General features: G+C 43.5%; 15 protein-coding genes. All 15 read right to left on the bottom strand.

Annotated features, from left to right (window positions below; all coding sequences use genetic code 11):
- Nucleotides 1–140 precede the first annotated feature (140 nt).
- Entirely contained in the window at nucleotides 141–383 is a 243-nt protein-coding gene (locus M3234_RS12255; protein ID WP_262304981.1) for a YlmC/YmxH family sporulation protein, read from the bottom strand.
- 294 nt (nucleotides 384–677) lie between these two features.
- Nucleotides 678–1,916 (bottom strand): M16 family metallopeptidase, encoded by a 1,239-nt coding sequence (locus M3234_RS12260; protein WP_262304982.1) that lies wholly within the window; start codon nucleotides 1,914–1,916, stop codon nucleotides 678–680.
- 97 nt (nucleotides 1,917–2,013) lie between these two features.
- Nucleotides 2,014–2,961, bottom strand: coding sequence for a polysaccharide deacetylase family protein (locus M3234_RS12265; protein WP_262304983.1), 948 nt, complete (start codon nucleotides 2,959–2,961; stop codon nucleotides 2,014–2,016).
- A gap of 313 nt (nucleotides 2,962–3,274) precedes the next feature.
- Nucleotides 3,275–5,392 carry a polyribonucleotide nucleotidyltransferase gene (gene pnp / locus M3234_RS12270; protein ID WP_262304984.1) on the bottom strand — a complete coding sequence of 706 codons (2,118 nt, stop codon included), beginning with the start codon at nucleotides 5,390–5,392 and terminating at the stop codon, nucleotides 3,275–3,277.
- A gap of 232 nt (nucleotides 5,393–5,624) precedes the next feature.
- The gene (rpsO, locus tag M3234_RS12275) at nucleotides 5,625–5,894 is read right to left on the bottom strand and encodes a 30S ribosomal protein S15 (RefSeq protein ID WP_262304985.1); all 270 of its coding nucleotides are present in this window, start codon (nucleotides 5,892–5,894) and stop codon (nucleotides 5,625–5,627) included.
- 169 nt (nucleotides 5,895–6,063) lie between these two features.
- Nucleotides 6,064–7,017 carry a bifunctional riboflavin kinase/FAD synthetase gene (gene ribF / locus M3234_RS12280; protein ID WP_262304986.1) on the bottom strand — a complete coding sequence of 318 codons (954 nt, stop codon included), beginning with the start codon at nucleotides 7,015–7,017 and terminating at the stop codon, nucleotides 6,064–6,066.
- Nucleotides 7,018–7,047: 30 nt separating this feature from the next.
- A complete protein-coding gene (truB, locus tag M3234_RS12285) occupies nucleotides 7,048–7,968 on the bottom strand; it encodes a tRNA pseudouridine(55) synthase TruB (RefSeq protein WP_262304987.1) in 921 nt (306 codons plus the stop codon).
- Nucleotides 7,969–8,052: 84 nt separating this feature from the next.
- Complete coding sequence (gene rbfA, locus M3234_RS12290; RefSeq protein ID WP_262304988.1) at nucleotides 8,053–8,424, bottom strand: 30S ribosome-binding factor RbfA; 372 nt, start codon at nucleotides 8,422–8,424, stop codon at nucleotides 8,053–8,055.
- Between the two features lie 15 nt (nucleotides 8,425–8,439).
- Nucleotides 8,440–8,721: a DUF503 domain-containing protein gene (locus M3234_RS12295; protein ID WP_066320664.1), complete on the bottom strand. Its 282-nt coding sequence runs from the start codon at nucleotides 8,719–8,721 to the stop codon at nucleotides 8,440–8,442.
- Nucleotides 8,718–11,000, bottom strand: a complete 2,283-nt coding sequence (gene infB, locus M3234_RS12300) for a translation initiation factor IF-2 (RefSeq protein WP_262304989.1) — start codon at nucleotides 10,998–11,000, stop codon at nucleotides 8,718–8,720. The genes M3234_RS12295 and infB overlap by 4 nt, the downstream gene beginning before the upstream one ends.
- Before the next feature lie 20 nt (nucleotides 11,001–11,020).
- Nucleotides 11,021–11,323 carry a YlxQ family RNA-binding protein gene (locus tag M3234_RS12305; protein ID WP_066320659.1) on the bottom strand — a complete coding sequence of 101 codons (303 nt, stop codon included), beginning with the start codon at nucleotides 11,321–11,323 and terminating at the stop codon, nucleotides 11,021–11,023.
- Nucleotides 11,320–11,604, bottom strand: a complete 285-nt coding sequence (gene rnpM / locus M3234_RS12310) for an RNase P modulator RnpM (protein WP_262304990.1) — start codon at nucleotides 11,602–11,604, stop codon at nucleotides 11,320–11,322. Before rnpM ends, M3234_RS12305 begins: the two co-directional genes overlap by 4 nt.
- Before the next feature lie 17 nt (nucleotides 11,605–11,621).
- The gene (gene nusA, locus M3234_RS12315) at nucleotides 11,622–12,743 is read right to left on the bottom strand and encodes a transcription termination factor NusA (protein WP_262304991.1); all 1,122 of its coding nucleotides are present in this window, start codon (nucleotides 12,741–12,743) and stop codon (nucleotides 11,622–11,624) included.
- A 31-nt stretch (nucleotides 12,744–12,774) separates the two neighbouring features.
- Nucleotides 12,775–13,245 carry a ribosome maturation factor RimP gene (gene rimP / locus M3234_RS12320; protein ID WP_262304992.1) on the bottom strand — a complete coding sequence of 157 codons (471 nt, stop codon included), beginning with the start codon at nucleotides 13,243–13,245 and terminating at the stop codon, nucleotides 12,775–12,777.
- Between the two features lie 229 nt (nucleotides 13,246–13,474).
- Nucleotides 13,475–17,800, bottom strand: a complete 4,326-nt coding sequence (locus M3234_RS12325; protein WP_262304993.1) for a PolC-type DNA polymerase III — start codon at nucleotides 17,798–17,800, stop codon at nucleotides 13,475–13,477.
- Nucleotides 17,801–17,921 lie beyond the last annotated feature (121 nt).

Here is a 17,921-nt window from a genome sequence, read left to right on the forward strand (position 1 = left end):
TTAAAGAATCCTTTCGCAATCTCTCTTTGAGCTTTTCACTTCAACATCTTATGTAACAAAGATTCATTCGGTGAGTATTCCACACTTACGAAATAAAAAAAGCCCAAGCAAATGTTGATTTGCTTGGGCTTTTGACACTTTTATTCATCTTCGTGAACATCAATAATGATCATATCGGAACCGATTTTTTTTATGTGTTGCCAAGGAACCCGGATTTCTCCTCCTTGCTTGCGAAACCCAAACCATTTTACCGAAGGAATTAACAGCGCCTGAACTTGTCCGGTAGTTTCATTGATTTCCAGATCCGTCTGCCCCAATACCCCAAGGCGCTCTGCCTTCTTCACGTCCACTATTTCTTTTCCACTTAACTCACTCAGCCTCATATAAAGAACTCCCCTCTACCCTTTTTATATTAGTTTATAGAAGGAAGTCCATATTTAGACTAAGGAAAAATCGAAGCTTCATCTCTTTAAAATCTTAGAGTTTAATGTTTGGATTGAACCTGCTATTGGGCCTGTTGATTTGCGCTCCAGGTGCTTCGCTTTCCGCGGGCGTGCCGGGGAGCGCAAATCAACAGACTATTGGCATAGACCGACCATTAATAAAGAACACACCACTACAAAATGAAAAAAGGCCATCGAAGTTTATCGACAGCCTTACATTTCCTTATCCGGATATTATATCAATTTATTGGGAAACTCTCCGTCAGGACTGATTAATGAAACAGAGAATGTATCTTTAAATACATTCCTTGCCATGTCATCCACGCTCGCTTTTGTAACTTGATCGATTTGTTCAATAATTTCATCAAGGGAACGATGGCGTTTTAATAGGAGTTCATTCTTGCCATTACGGCTCATCCGGCTATTGGTGCTCTCCAAGCTTAACATTAAGCTGCCTTTTAGCTGCTCCTTGCTGTTGGCCAGTTCCTTGTCGGTAATTCCGGTTTGTTTTAATTTTTCAAGCGTTTCCTGAATGGTTTCGTATAAAACATTCAGTTGCTTTGCCCCGGTTCCGCCATAAATGGTTACGATCCCGCTATCTTGATAAGCTGAGTGATATGAGAAGACGGAATACGCTAATCCGCGCTGTTCGCGCACCTCTTGGAATAATCTAGAGCTCATGCTGCCGCCAAGAATATTATTTAAAGTAATCAGGCTGTAAATATCCTCATGGCCAACCTTCAAGCCTTCAAAACCAATGCATAGGTGTGCCTGCTCGGTTTCCTTTTTACGGGAAATCCGATTAGAATGGAATACCGGGATATTCTCCATATCCTCTTTGCTGCTGCCGCTATAGGAACCAAAATAGGCTTCAACCTCATGAATGAAGGTTTCTGGTATATTCCCGGCAATGGAAATGACAACATTCTCAGGTGTATAGCGCTCATGAATATAATCCTGAAGTGATTGCCCAGAGAAGGTATTTAATGTTTCCTCTGTTCCCAAAATTGGATAACCTAGCGGATGATCCTCGTAGACTGCTCTGCTGAGAAGATCATGAACGATATCATCTGGTGTATCCTCATACATTTTTATTTCTTCAAAAACAACATTTTTTTCTTTCTTTAATTCCTCTTCGACGAAGGTGGAATTAAAGAACATATCTGCAAGTACGTCCAAGGCGAATTTTGAGTGGGTATCAAGAACCTTAGCGTAATAGCATGTATATTCCTTGGAAGTAAACGCGTTTACCTGACCGCCAATGCTATCGAAGGATTCAGCTATTTCTTTGGCAGTTCTGGTCTTTGTTCCTTTGAAAAACATGTGTTCCAGGAAATGAGAAATTCCATTATTTTGCGGATTTTCGTTCCTTGAACCTGTACCGATCCAAATCCCTATTGCGACAGAGCGAACGGTAGGAATTTGCTCTAATACGATTCTTACTCCATTTTGGCATGTGTATTTGTTTATCAATCGACTTCCTCCTGACTATAAACAGCAGATGCTTCTACCCATTAGATAATTATACCTATAATAACTATTTTATCCAACTTTTAGATTCTTGCCCCTATTATTTAATGATTCTTTCCTCTGACATAAGTTCGGATACAGTGCCAATTTTTAAGTTTTTTTCCTTAATCAATGTAATTAATCGGTCCAGCGATTTTGCTGTCGAGTCGGTCGGATGCATTAACACCATTGAACCGTTATCAATTTTTGAGATCACCCGATTAATTAGAACATCTGGAGCGGGTTTTTTCCAATCTACTGTATCCACTGTCCACAACACTGTCTTCATATTAAATTCGTGGGCAATTTTAACCGTTTCTTCACGATAACTTCCGCTTGGCGGCCCAAACCAGGTTACTTTTTTCTCTGTTACTGCTTCAATGATTTCATTGGTTTTTATTAGCTGCTCTCTAGCCTGCCCCGCAGTCAGCTTTGCCATGTCCGGATGGGAATAGGAATGGTTGCCGACTTCGTGGCCAGCACTAACAATCATCTTTGCCAGCTCGGGGTTTTTTTTAACCCAATTACCTTCAAGAAAAAAACTGGCCTGGACATTATGTTTTTTCAATGTTGCCAGGATGTCCGGCAAATATTCATTCCCCCAGGCCACATTAATGATAAAGCTTACCATCGGTTTTTCTGGATGACCTCTGTAAATCGGCGAAGCGGGTAAATCAGTAAGCCCTACCTTTGGTTTGATTTGGGTATAAACGAGTCTCTTTTCGTCAAAAACACCTTTTGTTTTCATATTTTTATAAGAAGCCGCAATGTCGACTTTCAACCCATTGTAACCGGGCATTGCTTTCCAAACGCGATCTATTTTGGCATCGGAAGCCGGCTTTTCGTATGTAGGAGCGTTTTTTAAAATGGTTTGATAAAGCTCATCGGTTTGTTTAACAGCCGGTTGTTCGGCGGGTTTTAAAGAACCAAAATAGTTGTTCACATATGGATTGTCAATCGCAACCCAGGCAACCAAGCAAAACAGTATCATTAAACTTACCCTTTTCATTTACCTTTCCCCCTCTTCTATACAGATTATGTATAAAACGGACAAGGTAGACCATAAAGCGGAAGCGCCTTCGGAACAAGCACAGCTTGTTCCTGCGAAGATTATTCTAAGAGCTTTCCTTAGTAATCAGGGGCGACAGGCATAAGACGAGCCGCCCAGAAGGCTGCACTTAAGCCTTCTTGACGGATTGGCTTATGACCCCGAGCCCCTAGGCGCTGTAGCTATACAGTTTCAAATTTCAGGGAACGTTGAAAAAGTCAGGGACAGCTAATGCCCCTGACTTTTGTAAACAAGTTAATATGCTAAGGGTTGGTTATTGGTTTTGCTCTGCCTTTTCCCGCTGTTCTTTCAGAACTGCCTTGCGGGACAAGTTTACCCGGCCCTGCTTGTCAATTTCCGTGACTTTCACGAGAATTTCATCGCCAATCTTGACGACATCCTCTACTTTACCGACACGTTCCTCGGCTAACTCGGAAATATGAACCAAACCATCCTTCCCGGCAAATATCTCAACAAATGCGCCAAATTTCTCAATTCGTTTTACTTTGCCAAGATACATTTGACCGACAACGACTTCACGGACAATATCTTCGATAATCTTTTTCGCTTTTTCGTTCATTTCTGGGTCACTGGATGCAATAAAAATTGTGCCATCTTGTTCGATATCAATTTTTACGCCCGTTTCTTCAATAATCTTATTGATTTGTTTTCCGCTTGGTCCAATGACGTCACGGATTTTATCCGGATTAATCGTCATTGTCATGATTTTTGGAGCAAACTTAGAAAGCTGTGCTCTTGGTTCGGCAAGGGTTGCCAGCATTGAATCCAAAATTTGCATTCTGCCGACTTTGGCCTGCTGCAATGCCTCTTCCAAGATTTCGCGGGAAAGACCCTCAATTTTAATATCCATTTGGAGGGCAGTAACCCCTTTGGCGGTACCGGCAACCTTGAAATCCATATCGCCAAGATGGTCTTCCATGCCTTGGATATCTGTTAAAACAGTGTAATAATCTCCCGATTTTACAAGACCCATAGCAATACCGGCAACCGGAGCCTTAATCGGCACTCCTGCATCCATCATCGCCAACGTGCTTGCACAAATGCTTGCCTGAGAGGTGGAACCGTTTGATTCAAGAACCTCGGATACAAGACGGATTGTATATGGGAAATCTTTTTCTGATGGCACAATAGGTTCTAAAGCCCGTTCGCCCAATGCACCATGTCCGATTTCACGGCGGCCTGGTCCACGAATTGGGCCGGTTTCACCGACACTGAAGGAAGGAAAGTTGTAATGATGCATAAAGCGTTTTTCTTCTTCAATGCCAAGGCCATCAAGGATTTGAACATCCCCCATCGCTCCGAGTGTACAAATGCTCAACGCCTGGGTTTGGCCGCGGGTAAACAGTCCTGAACCGTGCGTACGCGGCAAAATGCCAACCTGTGACGACAACGGACGGATTTCATCAATTTTCCGGCCGTCCGGACGAATCTTTTCAACGGTAATCAAGCGTCGAACCTCTGCTTTTACCATCTTGTCCAAAATCTGTTTTACCTGCTTAAGGTCATCTTCATTTGCTTCTTGTTCTTGATATTTTAATAACACGCGATCTTTCACTTCTTTAATTGCATCTTCACGGGCATGTTTTTCTTGAACCTGAATCGCTGCAATTAAATCGGCTTCACATATTTCTCTTACTTCGGCTTCGAGTTCTTTATCTAATTCAAATAAAGAAATTTCTCTTTTTGGCTTGCCAATTTCAGCCACTATTTTTTCCTGGAATTGGATCAATCGTTTAATTTCATCATGACCAAACATAATGGCCTCAAGCATGATTTCTTCCGGCACTTCCAGTGCCCCTGCCTCGACCATGTTGATTGCATCTTTTGTCCCGGCAACAGTCAGATGGATATCGCTCTGTTCCGCCTGCTCTACAGTTGGGTTGATGACAAATTCATTGCCAATCCGCCCTACAACAACACCAGCAATTGGACCTTCAAATGGAATATCTGAAGTGCTGAGAGCTAAAGAGGAACCAAACATTGCCGCCATCTCTGTCGAACAATCTTGGTCTACACTCATCACGATGCTGATGACTTGGACATCATTTCGGAAGCCATCAGCAAAAAGCGGCCGAATTGGCCGGTCAATTAGACGGCTGGCTAAAATTGCCTTTTCACTCGGGCGCCCTTCACGTTTAATAAATCCCCCCGGAATTTTACCGACAGCGTACAGCCGTTCTTCATAGTTAACCGTTAATGGGAAAAAGTCTAAGTTTTTCGGTTCCTTTGATGCGGTTGCAGTACTTAATACTGCGGTATCGCCATAGCGGACCAGAACGGCACCGTTAGCCTGTTTCGCTAATTGTCCGATTTCAACCGTTAATTTGCGGCCAGCCCAATCCATGGAATACACATGTTTCTCTTGATCCATATTTATTGCCCCTCTCTATCTAAATCACTTAGGAGGATGATGCGAAAAAAAATCGCGATAATCATCTTTCTAAAGATAAAATATATAAAAAATGACTTAAAAAGCCTATGTTGTCATTCAAATTAATATTAGTATGCACAAAAAAGCCTGAACTTAAAAATATGTATGATGCAAAAACCCCAAATTGTTTTATAACTAACAAAAAAGCGGGAAAAATCCCGCTTCTGAAAGACTAACGACGTAGACCAAGCTTATTGATTAACTCACGGTAACGTTGTACATCTTTGTTACGTAGGTAAGTCAAAAGATTACGACGTTTACCAACCATTTTCAAAAGACCGCGACGTGAGTGGTGATCTTTTTTGTGAGTGCGTAAATGGTCGTTGAGTTTGTTGATTTGCTCAGTAAGGACAGCGATTTGAACCTCTGCAGATCCAGTATCGTTCTCATGAGTTTTAAACTCGTTGATAATTTCATTTTTGCGTTCTTGAGTGATTGCCATCCATATTCACCTCCTAATATCCTAATCCCCTGTTACCGAGCAAGCGTCGGTGACTCGTCTTGCCAAGCAAAGGTTATTTTTAATACGTATTTAAGAATACAATGTTTTATGGCAAAATGCAAGTTTTATCGTGAGATTTTGCAGAAAAAACCACTTATGACAGCGATGGTTAGGATGTTTGTCGGTTTTCCTCAAAATAAGCGATTGAATTTTGCTTATCTTTATTAATCTGCGCCACAAGCTCATCAATTCCCGCAAATTTTTGCTCCGAACGAAGATAGGTATGCCATTCGATGACAACCTCTTCCCCATAAATATTTTGATTAAAATCAAACAGATGAACCTCTACCGTTTGCTTTAACAAATCCTTATGGAACGTAGGCTTATAGCCAACGTTGCAAACACCATTATACCAACGATTATTCACATTCATCCTGACAGCATAAACACCGACCGGAGGCAGAATATAGCCGCTATTTGTATCAACATTGGCGGTAGGAAACCCAATGGTTCTCCCGCGCTGATCGCCGCCGACGACATGCCCTGAGGTAGTGTAGTATCGTCCTAACAATGGTGGCAGCTCGTCCATCTTTCCCGCTTTAATTAAAGTACGGATTCTTGTTGAACTGACTTTTTCATTTTCTTCTGTGAATTTTGGAACGACAGTAAAGGTAAATTGTTCACGGGAATGGAAGGGCAAGGTTTCCATTGTTCCTTTTCCCATCCGGCCATAGGTAAAATCAAAGCCAGCGACTACATGTTTAACATTAAAACCGATGAGAAACTGATCAACAAACTCCTGTGGAAGGAGCGAAGCAAATTCCGTTGAAAAATCGACAATAAAAAGATAATCAATCCCGAGTTTTTCAATAATACTTATTTTCTGAGCCAAAGGGGTGATAAATTGTACATTGGTATTGCTTTTCCCCAAAACGACAGATGGATGAGGGTCAAATGTCATAACGGCACTTTGTAAGCCGTGAGCAAGAGCTTGTCTTTTTGCCTCCAAAATAACTTGCTGGTGTCCTCGGTGAACCCCATCAAAATATCCAAGTGCCATTGCCAATGGGGGAAAATCAATTTGCTCTATATCTAGTGGAAACTTTACCTTTTGAACTTTCAAATGAAACTCACCTTTTTCTATACTGGAAGCTTACAACTGGTTATTTCTTAATACCTTATCAGGTTTTAGCAAGCCCGGTTTTCCAGAATGCTTTGAATAAACCGCAAGTGCCATTCCATCCTTTGTTTCAGCAACAATCGGCCCGCTATAGCTATTAAACTGTTCAGGTATGGGTAGAAGTGCTCCATTTTTCACTTTCTCTGCTACTTTATCATTAATATGCAATTTCGGCAAATGAGAAAGCGCGGATTCCAAGGGCCTTAATTGGCTCGAAATGTCTCCTTCTGCCATCAGTCGTTCAATTTCAGCAAAAGTCAAGCAGTCATCCAATGTAAACGCAGCAGACCGTATTCTTGTCAAGTTTGACATATGGGCAGGGAACCCAAGTGCTTCCCCAATCATGACCGCCAATGTCCGAATATAGGTGCCTTTACTGCAGCTGACGCGGAACCTGAAGCGAATTTCGTTTCCGGAAAACTCACTTCTGTCATCCAACAATTCAATCTTATATATCGTTACGATCCTTGTTGGACGTTCAACCTCGATGCCTTTTCTGGCATATTCGTACAGGCGCACACCACCGACCTTAACAGCTGAATACATCGGAGGAGTCTGCTTAATTTGCCCTGTTAAAGACGCTAAAACACGGAGTATTTCCTCACGTGAAATCGGTCGGTCGACACTTCTTTTCTCCACCACTTCCCCGGAAGCATCTTCGGTAGTCGTGGAAAAACCGATTGTGACCTCTCCTTCGTATGCCTTTCCGGCATCAGTGATATACTCTGCCACCTTAGTCGCTCTTCCGATACAAATCGGGAGAACCCCTGTAACATCGGGATCAAGTGTACCAGTATGGCCAACTTTTTTTGTTTTTAAAATCTTTCTCAATTTAAAAACACAGTCATGACTGGTTAATCCGGCAGGTTTAAATAAGGGCAAAATTCCTTCCATTTTATCCAACTTCCCTTCATTACCGAAAAAAATGGATAGACGATTGTCTATCCATTCCCCCTCCATTTGGGGTATACCACAATATTACTCCTCTTCGTTCCGCTCCACCGGCTTATCGTCTGTATGGAGCTGGTGCAAAAGAGTTTCGATTCGATTTCCATAATCGATAGATTCATCAAATTCAAAGATGATTTCGGGTGTTTTACGGAGGCGAATCCGGTGGCCAATTTCCGAGCGGATAAATCCTTTTGCTTTGGCCAGGCCTTTTAACGTATTCTCCTTTTGCTCATCATCACCCAAAACGGAAATATACACTTTGGCTTGCTGCAGATCTCCCGTTACTTGAACATCAGTAACTGTTACAAAGCCTATCCGGGGATCTTTAATTTTACGGCCAATGATCTCCGTCAGCTCTTTCTTCATTTGTTCACCCACACGATTTGGTCTGTGGCTCATCTCATATTCACCTCTTTATAGCCATTCAATCTCGGTGATGGTTCTTTCTATTTCTGGAAAGGAATCCAAAAATTTCAAGGCATTGTTTAGCTCCTGCTCGGTCGCCACTTTGGCGCCAGTAACAGCCACAATGGCAATTTTGGTCCTTTGCCAGACATCCTGATAGTCAACCTCGGCAACTGACACATTAAATTTTTGCTTTAATCGTGTCATTACACGCTGGAGAACAGCTCGTTTCTCTTTCAAAGAATGGGCATCGTATATCAGGCATTCACACTCGGCAGCGCCGATGATCATTTACGTTCCACTTCTTCCATTACAAATGCTTCAATGACATCGCCTTCTTTGATATCATTAAAGTTTTTAACGGTAATACCACATTCATAGCCTTGGGCTACTTCTTTGGCATCATCTTTAAAACGTTTTAGGGCATCAATCGTTCCTTCAAAAATGACCACTCCATCACGGATTACACGGACACCGCTATCGCGGGTAATCTTGCCGTCGGTGACATAGGAACCAGCAATTGTACCAACCTTTGACACTTTGAATGTCTGACGAACTTCCGCTTGACCAATAATCTTTTCTTCAAATTCCGGATCAAGCATCCCTTTCATGGCAGCTTCGATTTCTTCTATCACCTTGTAAATAATCCGGTGTAAGCGGACATCTACATCCTCCGCTTCAGCCGCGCGTTTGGCATTTACGTCAGGACGGACATTAAAGCCGATGACAATGGCGTTGGACGCAGATGCCAGGCTAATATCGGATTCATTTATCGCTCCTGCTCCGCTATGAATGATTTTAATGTTGACACCTTCAACATCTATTTTAAGCAAGGAAGCCGCAAGCGCCTCGGCTGATCCTTGAACATCCGCTTTAATGATGATATTTAAATCCTTCATTTCACCCTGCTTTAATTGTTCAAAAAGATTATCAAGGCTGACGCGGGATTTTTCGCCGCGCTGGGCAGCTAATGCCTGCTGAGCACGAGCTTCCCCAATATGGCGAGCTGTCTTTTCATCATCAAAAACGACGAAACGGTCACCAGCTTGCGGTACATCATTTAAACCGGTAATTTCGACTGGGGTAGAAGGTGCAGCTTCTTTTACGCGGCGTCCGATATCATTGACCATGGCACGGACACGGCCAAATGTATTTCCGACAACAATCGGGTCGCCGATCTTTAATGTTCCGTTTTGCACAAGAAGCGTTGCCACTGATCCGCGGCCTTTATCCAGCCTTGCCTCAATGACGGTCCCGGCTGCATTTCGCTTTGGATTTGCTTTATATTCTTCCACTTCGCTTACAAGTAAAATCATTTCGAGTAAGCTGTCAATTCCTTCGCCATTTTTTGCAGAAATCGGTACAAAGATAGTATCTCCGCCCCAAGCCTCCGCTACTAATCCGTGTTCTGTCAATTCTTGCATGACACGGTCTGGATTAGCTGCTTCTTTATCCATTTTATTTACCGCTACGATAATTGGAACTTCAGCAGCTTTGGCATGGTTAATCGCTTCGACTGTTTGCGGCATGACACCATCATCGGCGGCAACTACGAGAATCGTAATGTCTGTAATCTGTGCGCCACGAGCACGCATGGTCGTAAAGGCGGCGTGTCCCGGGGTATCGAGGAACGTGATCCTCTTACCATTTTCCACTACTTGGTAGGCCCCGATATGCTGGGTAATCCCCCCGGCCTCTCCTTCGGTCACCTTTGTGTTACGAATGGAGTCAAGCAAGGTCGTTTTACCGTGGTCAACGTGCCCCATAATCGTGACGACAGCAGGACGCTCTACTAAAACTTCAGGAGCATCTTCTGTGAAATAGATTTCCAGGTCAGTGGAATCCACTTTAATTTCTTCTTCTACTTCAACACCGTATTCACCGGCAATTAATTCAATTGCGTCTTTATCAAGCTCCTGGTTAATCGTAGCCATTACACCTAATAAAAATAGCTTTTTGATAATTTCAGAAGGTTCCCGGTGCAGCTTCTTCGCAAGTTCTGAAACAGTTAAGGATTCACTGAATGTAATTTTTGCAGGAAGTTCCTTTTCTTTTCTCTTTTGCGGAGCCTGTTGTTGCTGCGCATGCTGATGATTTCTCTTTTTATTTTGATTATGATTGCGATTTTGTTGATGGCTGTGGTTTTTTTGTTTACCTTTGCCTGGTTGGAAAGGCTTATTTTCCTTTGATTGATAGTCTTGTTCTTGCTTTTTGCCTTCTTTGGCTTTCGGCGCAACTGCCACTTTCACCTTATTTGGGACAGCGACTTCGTCTTCTTCCCCCACCGCTTTTGGAGTAACCTTAGGCTGTGCCTGAGGCTTCTTCGCCGCATTTTGGTGGGCTGGCCTATTATTGGATCGTTTTTGCCCTGGAGCAGCATTATTCGACTTTTGCTGTGCCCCATTATTTTCCTTCTTATTATAGAGAGCGTCCAGCTTTTTTAAATCTGACGCTTCTAATGTTGCCATATGGTTGGAAACTTCTATGTTCATTTCTTTTAATTTCGTAATAATTTCCTTACTCGAAATGTTGTGTTTTTTTGCATATTCATAAACACGCATTTTACTCATTCTTTTCACCCCCGCAAGATTTAATCGAGCATTAGTTTCAATTTCTTGGCGAATCCATTATCCAAAACAGCTACAACAACGCGGGCTTCCTTGCCAATTGCCTGGCCAAGAAGATAACGATTTTCCACCATTTTAATCGGAACCTCATACGTATTACACTTATCGGTAATTTTTTTTGTCGTATTTTGAGATGCATCTGCGGATAATAAAACAAGCTTTGCATTTCCCTTTTGGATTTGCTTTACGGTTAGCTCCTCACCTGAAATAGTTCTACCTGCTCGATTGGCCAATCCAAGAAATGACATCCATTGATTTTCCTTCATTTGGCCGACCCGTTCTCCTTCTCTACCAACCCTAGCAGCTCATCATATAATGATTCATCGATGGATACTTCTAAATGGTTGGCTAAGATATTCTTTTTCTTTGCCAAGAGGATGGCTTCTTTATCCTTTGAAAGGTAGGCACCCCTGCCGGATTTTTTCCCGGTCAAGTCAACGGATACTTCACCCTCTTTAGAGCGAACGATGCGAACGAGTTCTTTTTTCGGTTTCATTTCACCGGTAGCCACACATTTGCGCATAGGAACTTTTCTTTTCGTGTTCACCATCATTCACCCCTTATTTATTCAAAATCTTCCTCATAATCGAAATCAGTATCATCTTGATCATCAAAAAGTCTGATTGTTTCTTCACGCGGATAGATGCCCATTTCACGAGCTTCCGATTCTGATTTGATATCAATCTTCCAGCCGGTTAATTTTGCAGCCAAGCGGGCATTTTGTCCCCGCTTTCCAATCGCCAATGACAACTGGTAATCCGGAACGACTACAGTCGTCGCTTTATCATCCTCACTGACCATAACATCGAGAACTTTGGACGGGCTTAAGGCATTGGCCACAAATACGACCGGGTCATCCGACCACTTGACAATATCTATTTTTTCGCCCTTCAACTCATTAACAACCGCTTGGACCCGTGCCCCTTTAGGGCCCACACATGACCCAACAGGATCTACTTCCGGATTATCAGAATGGACGGAAATTTTGGAACGGTCGCCTGCTTCACGGGCAACGGACTTGATTTCCACGGTTCCATCATAAATTTCAGGAACTTCGATTTCAAACAACCGCTTTAACAAACCGGGATGCGTTCTAGAAACAAAAATCTGCGGCCCTTTTGTGGTTTTTTCCACCTTGGTAATAAAAACCTTAATGCGGTCATGCGGCTTGTATCTTTCATTTGGCATTTGCTCATTAATCGGGAGCAATGCTTCAATTTTTCCAAGGCTGACGTAGATGAATTTAGCATCAAGCCGCTGGACAATACCGGTCATAATGTCTTCTTCCCGGTCGATAAATTCGGAATAGATAATGCCTCGTTCCGCTTCTCTGACGCGCTGGGTCACAACCTGTTTCGCTGTTTGTGCAGCAATCCGGCCGAAATCCTTTGGCGTGACCTCCATCTCAACGATATCTTCCACTTGATAGTTCGGGTTAATTCTTCTAGCGTCCTCCAAAGAAATTTCAAGGCGCGGATCGAAAACCTCATCGACTACCTCTTTACGGGCAAACACCCGCATGGAACCTGTCTCGAGATTCAGGTCAATTCTTACGTTCTGGGCTTGGTTGAAATTTCGCCGATAAGCCGAGATTAGCGCTGCTTCCATCGCCTCAATTAAAACATCTCTGGAAATGCCTTTTTCTCTTTCCAGTACTATAAGAGCATCTAATAATTCGCTGCTCATTTCTTTTTATCCCCCTTTTCTCCTAAATTTTTTACGAAAAAGCAACCGCCAAACGGGCATTAGCCACTTTCTCATAAGGAATTTCAATTATTTTCTTTCTTGTTTTAATCTTTACTTCCACTTTTACTGTCTGGCCGTCAAAAGCCGTCAGTGTACCCTCGAAGCTCTTTTCGCCATCAATTGGCTCATAGGTTTTGATATAAACATTCTTGCCGATTGCCTTTTCGAAATCTTTGTCTTTTTTTAACGGGCGTTCTGCCCCTGGCGAAGATACTTCAAGAAAATAGTTATGCGGAATTGGATCGACTTCATCCAGTTTTTCACTAAGACGTTCGCTTACCAGACCGCAGTCCTCGATGTCAACTCCGGTGTCCTTATCGATATATACGCGAAGAAACCAGCTTTTTCCTTCTTTCACATACTCGATTTCTACGAGTTCCAAACCAAGTTCCTGAAAAATGGGTGCAGCCAGCTCTTCAACAACTTCCGTTATTTTGCTCATGCTATACCTCCTTTTTCCACTTCATTCTATGTAGCAGACATTTGTAGAAAAATACGCAAAAACCTGTAACAACACGAAAGAGTGGGAGAATCCCCACTCTTTTACACGAGAGTATGTCTTAGTATTTCCAATAAAACTATAACATAATCAAAGGCCTTATGCAAATTAAACCAAAAGCGCCAAGGGCTGGAGCTAGATGACACTATAAGCTGAACGCCCTGGCATCGCCTTAAAACAAGGAAAGCTGGTTTTGCTCGGGAAGGGCTGACAGGCAGCCTTGCTTATCCAGGTATTCCAGAATGGTCTTTGATACTTTTCCTCGCTGCTGGAGGTCTTCTTTTGACAAGAACTCCCCATCTTCCCTGGCCTTGACAATATTGACGGCGGCATTTGTTCCGAGACCCGGTATCGAGTTAAACGGAGGGATTAACGAATTGCCATCAATAATAAATTCCGATGCGTCTGATTTATATAAATCATAGTTTTGGAAGGAATAGCCCCTCTCGGACATCTCAAGGGCAAGTTCCATCACCGTCAGAAGGTTTTTCTCTTTATTCGAAGCCTCGAGACCTTTTGCATTAATTTCCTCAATTTTAGCTCGAATCGCCTCAGAACCGCGTGACATTGTTTCAATGTCAAAATCCTCGGCGCGTACAGTAAAGTAGGCGGCATAGTACAAAAGCGGCAGATGCACTTTAAAATAGGCAATCCTTACAGCCATTAATACATACGCGGCAGCGTGCGCCTTCGGGAACATGTACTTAATTTTTTTGCAGGAATCGATATACCATTCCGGTACTTCGTTTTTCCGCATTTCCGCTTCCATTTCTTCAGTCAGGCCTTTACCTTTACGAACCGATTCCATAATTTTAAAAGCAAACGAAGGTTCCAGCCCCTGGTAGATCAAATAGACCATGATATCGTCACGGCAGCCAATTACCTCGCTCAATGTACAAATCTTCTGGTGAATCAGCTCCTGGGCATTTCCCAGCCATACGTCGGTCCCGTGCGACAAACCGGAAATTTGTACAAGCTCCGAGAAAGTGGTTGGCTTTGTATCCTCAAGCATTTGTCTGACAAAGCGGGTTCCAAATTCCGGAATTCCAAGCGTACCGGTCTTGCACATAATCTGTTCTTCTGTCACACCGAGAGATTCAGTGCCGCTAAAAATTTTCATGACTTCCGGGTCATCTGTCGGAATCGTTTTCGGATCAATTCCGCTCAAGTCCTGAAGCATCCTGATTACCGTCGGATCGTCGTGACCTAGTATATCGAGCTTTAGGACGTTATCGTGAATCGAGTGGAAGTCAAAATGGGTCGTTTTCCATTCTGAATTTCTATCATCCGCTGGAAATTGAATCGGCGTAAAATCATAAACATCCATGTAATCGGGAATAACGATGATTCCACCCGGGTGCTGGCCGGTCGTTCGTTTTACACCGGTACAGCCGGCGACAAGCCGGTCCATTTCTGCATTGCGCAGATGAAGATTTTTTTCCTGCTGATAGGCTCTCACATACCCATATGCGGTCTTATCAGCAACGGTTCCAATCGTTCCAGCGCGGTAAACATAGTCCTCGCCAAACAGAACCTTCGTATAATTGTGGGCCCTTGGCTGATACTCACCAGAAAAATTCAAATCTATGTCTGGGACCTTGTCGCCTTTGAAGCCAAGGAAGGTTTCGAATGGTATGTCGTGGCCGTCCTTGCGGTATTTGCCGCCGCAGTTTGGGCAGTCTTTATCAGGCAGGTCGTACCCTGAACCTACGGAACCGTCATTGAAAAACTCCGCTTGTTTGCAGGTCGGGCAGATGTAATGCGGCGGCAACGGATTTACCTCGGTAATTTCGGTCATTGTCGCAACAAACGATGATCCGACCGATCCCCGCGAGCCGACGAGATAGCCATCATCCAATGACTTTTTAACGAGCTTATGGGAAATCAGGTAAATAACGGCAAACCCGTGGCCGATGATACTTTTCAATTCCTTTTCCAAACGGGCTTCCACGATTTCCGGAAGCGGGTCACCGTAAATTTTACGAGCCATGGCATAGCTCATGTCCCGCATCTCATCCTCGGCGCCTTCAATTCTCGGTGTATATAGATCATCTTTAATCGGTTTGATGGAATCAATTATATCAGCAATTTTATTCGTATTCGTTACGACAATTTCCTTTGCCTTTTCTTTTCCTAGGAAGGCAAAGGCTTCAAGCATCTCATTTGTAGTCCGAAAATGGACATCCGGCAGTTCATGGCGGTTTAACGGATTGGCACCGCCCTGAGAACTGACAAGGATTTTTCGATATATCTTGTCGTTCTCATCGAGGTAGTGAACATTTCCGGTTGCCACCACCGGTATTCCCAGTTTGTCGCCGAGGGCAACAATGTTGCCGATAATTTGTTCAAGCGCTTTTTCATTACGGACCAATTCCATTTCAATCAATGGCGCATAGACCGGTTTCGGCATGACTTCGATATAATCATAAAACGTCGCGACGGATTCTACCTCGTCAGGTGACTTTTGCATCATCCCTTCAAATACTTCGCCCTTGTCGCAGCCGGAACCCACAAGAATGCCTTCGCGATATTTTTGCAAAACAGAGCGCGGGATTCGCGGCACACGGTAAAAATATTCAAGATGGGCAATAGAAACTAGCTTAAATAGATTTTTTAAGCCCTGTTCTGTTTGGGCTAACAGTGTACAGTGATACGGGCGCGCCCGTTGATAGGCATTTCCTTTTCCCATATTATGGTTAAATTCATCGTGATAGGCGATACCTTTTTCTGCGGAATCCTTCAACATTTTCATTAACAAGTATCCTGTCGCTTCCGCATCATAAATGGCCCGGTGGTGCTGGGTCAGTTCAATATCGAACTTTTTCGCCAACGTATTCAACCTGTGGTTCTTCAACTCTGGATACAGGAAACGGCCCAATTCGAGCGTATCAATAACCGGATTCTTGGCTTTTTCCAGTCCCATCTTCTTATAGCCGACATTCAGGAAACCCATATCGAACGACGCGTTGTGGGCAACCAGGACCGCGTCGCCTGCCCAGTCATAAAATTTCTGCAGGACCTCGGACACTTCCGGCGCAGTTTGCACCATATCATCGGTGATTCCGGTCAGGTTAATAGTTGTCGCTGACAAGCGGTGATGCGGATTGGCAAAGGATTCAAACCGGTCCACAATTTCTCCGTCCCTTACCTTAACAGCAGCCAATTCAATAATGGTGTCGTATACCGCTGACAGACCAGTTGTTTCGACGTCAAAAACGACATAGGTATCCTCCGCCAGCAAACGGTGGGCATCATTATACGTGATCGGAACACCGTCATCGACTAAATTGGCTTCTACCCCATAAAGAATTTTAATGTCATTTTTCTTTCCGGCGCTGAATGCTTCCGGGAACGACTGCGCCACAGCATGGTCCGTGATAGCGATTGCCTTGTGGCCCCATTTTTTTGCTTGGGCGACCAGGGCACTTACTGGGGTAACGGCATCCATTTGACTCATCGGGGTATGCAAATGCAATTCAACCCGCTTTTCATCATCCGGTGCCGTATCCTTGCGCAGGGCCGGCTTTATTTCGTTAATATCATTACAAATCATCACCAGGTCACGGACAAAGGTATCATTTTGGATGCTGCCGCGAACCCTAACCCACATGCCTTTTTTCACTTGTTGGAAAAGTGCGGCATCTTCTTTGTCGCGTGAAAACATTTTTACCATAATCGAGCTTGTATAGTCGGTCATTTTAAAGGTCAATAATGAGCGTCCGCTCCTTAACTCACGGATTTCCGCGTCAAAAATATAACCTTGGACGACAATCCGTCTTTCCTCATCGACGATATCAACAATACTGCGAAGCTCGCTGTCGTCCTTAATCGTGAGGCCGATTGTAAGCGGCCCTTCCAATGCTGCACCGTTGGCCTGGTCCTTCTCGGCTTCCTTCTTTTGCATTTCGACCATGGCGAGGAGTGCCCGTTCCTGGTCTTCCTTCTGTTTGGCCTCTAAAAATTGTTGGTATTCTTCACTTTTTTCATCGGGATTAACCTTTGTTTCGAATGATAGCGGAGGAAAGCCGACTGACTGATAGATTTCCGAGATAATCGGGCTGTATTTTTGTTTTATTGTCAGTCCCTCCGCCTCGTTTCTGACAGAAAGGGTTATTTTATTCCCGCTCACTTCGGGTACCTGCCCATTTAACAGCTTTACTAGTGGCGGTGAGATCCCGTCAATTTGCCGGATACAGTAACTCCAATAATCGCAGAAAATTTCCGGCGCATAGGTATGGTTGGCTGTCTTTAAGCTGAATGAAACAGTCGCTATATTTGAAAAGGTTCGTTCGAGCTGGGTGGTAAACATGGTGAAAACTTTAAAGGGAAGGATGTTTTCAAGTAAAAATTGAAAATGCCATTTCCTAGCTTTTTTTTCAACCAGTAGCCTGTCAATTTGTGCATTGTTGAAATACACTACAACAGCATCTTCTGTTAATTGGAGCTGCTGGAGTAAGAGTTGGAATCGCTCTTTTTTGCCAAGGGCATGTTCGCTCAACCGACATCTCTCCTATCTATAAAATCTCTTTCTCTTTCTATTTCAAAACATAATTATACCATATGATACGATAAGATTCGGGAATGTTCGACAGAAAACTTTATCCAAAAAAAAAGGAACC

The organism is Neobacillus niacini (genome assembly GCF_023715785.1).
Taxonomy (GTDB): domain Bacteria; phylum Bacillota; class Bacilli; order Bacillales; family Cytobacillaceae; genus Neobacillus; species Neobacillus niacini_E.

Excerpts from the sequence above, each read along its gene's own strand:
- rimP (WP_262304992.1), bottom strand. The coding sequence starts at position 13,245 with ATGAGCAAAATAACGGAAGTTGTTGAAGAGCTGGCTGCACCCATTTTT.
- M3234_RS12295 (WP_066320664.1), bottom strand. The coding sequence starts at position 8,721 with ATGATCATCGGCGCTGCCGAGTGTGAATGCCTGATATACGATGCCCAT.
- rpsO (WP_262304985.1), bottom strand. The coding sequence starts at position 5,894 with ATGGCAATCACTCAAGAACGCAAAAATGAAATTATCAACGAGTTTAAA.
- M3234_RS12305 (WP_066320659.1), bottom strand. The coding sequence starts at position 11,323 with ATGAAGGAAAATCAATGGATGTCATTTCTTGGATTGGCCAATCGAGCA.
- truB (WP_262304987.1), bottom strand. The coding sequence starts at position 7,968 with ATGGAAGGAATTTTGCCCTTATTTAAACCTGCCGGATTAACCAGTCAT.
- M3234_RS12255 (WP_262304981.1), bottom strand. The coding sequence starts at position 383 with ATGAGGCTGAGTGAGTTAAGTGGAAAAGAAATAGTGGACGTGAAGAAG.
- infB (WP_262304989.1), bottom strand. The coding sequence starts at position 11,000 with ATGAGTAAAATGCGTGTTTATGAATATGCAAAAAAACACAACATTTCG.
- rbfA (WP_262304988.1), bottom strand. The coding sequence starts at position 8,424 with ATGAGCCACAGACCAAATCGTGTGGGTGAACAAATGAAGAAAGAGCTG.
- pnp (WP_262304984.1), bottom strand. The coding sequence starts at position 5,392 with ATGGATCAAGAGAAACATGTGTATTCCATGGATTGGGCTGGCCGCAAA.
- nusA (WP_262304991.1), bottom strand. The coding sequence starts at position 12,743 with ATGAGCAGCGAATTATTAGATGCTCTTATAGTACTGGAAAGAGAAAAA.
- M3234_RS12265 (WP_262304983.1), bottom strand. The coding sequence starts at position 2,961 with ATGAAAAGGGTAAGTTTAATGATACTGTTTTGCTTGGTTGCCTGGGTT.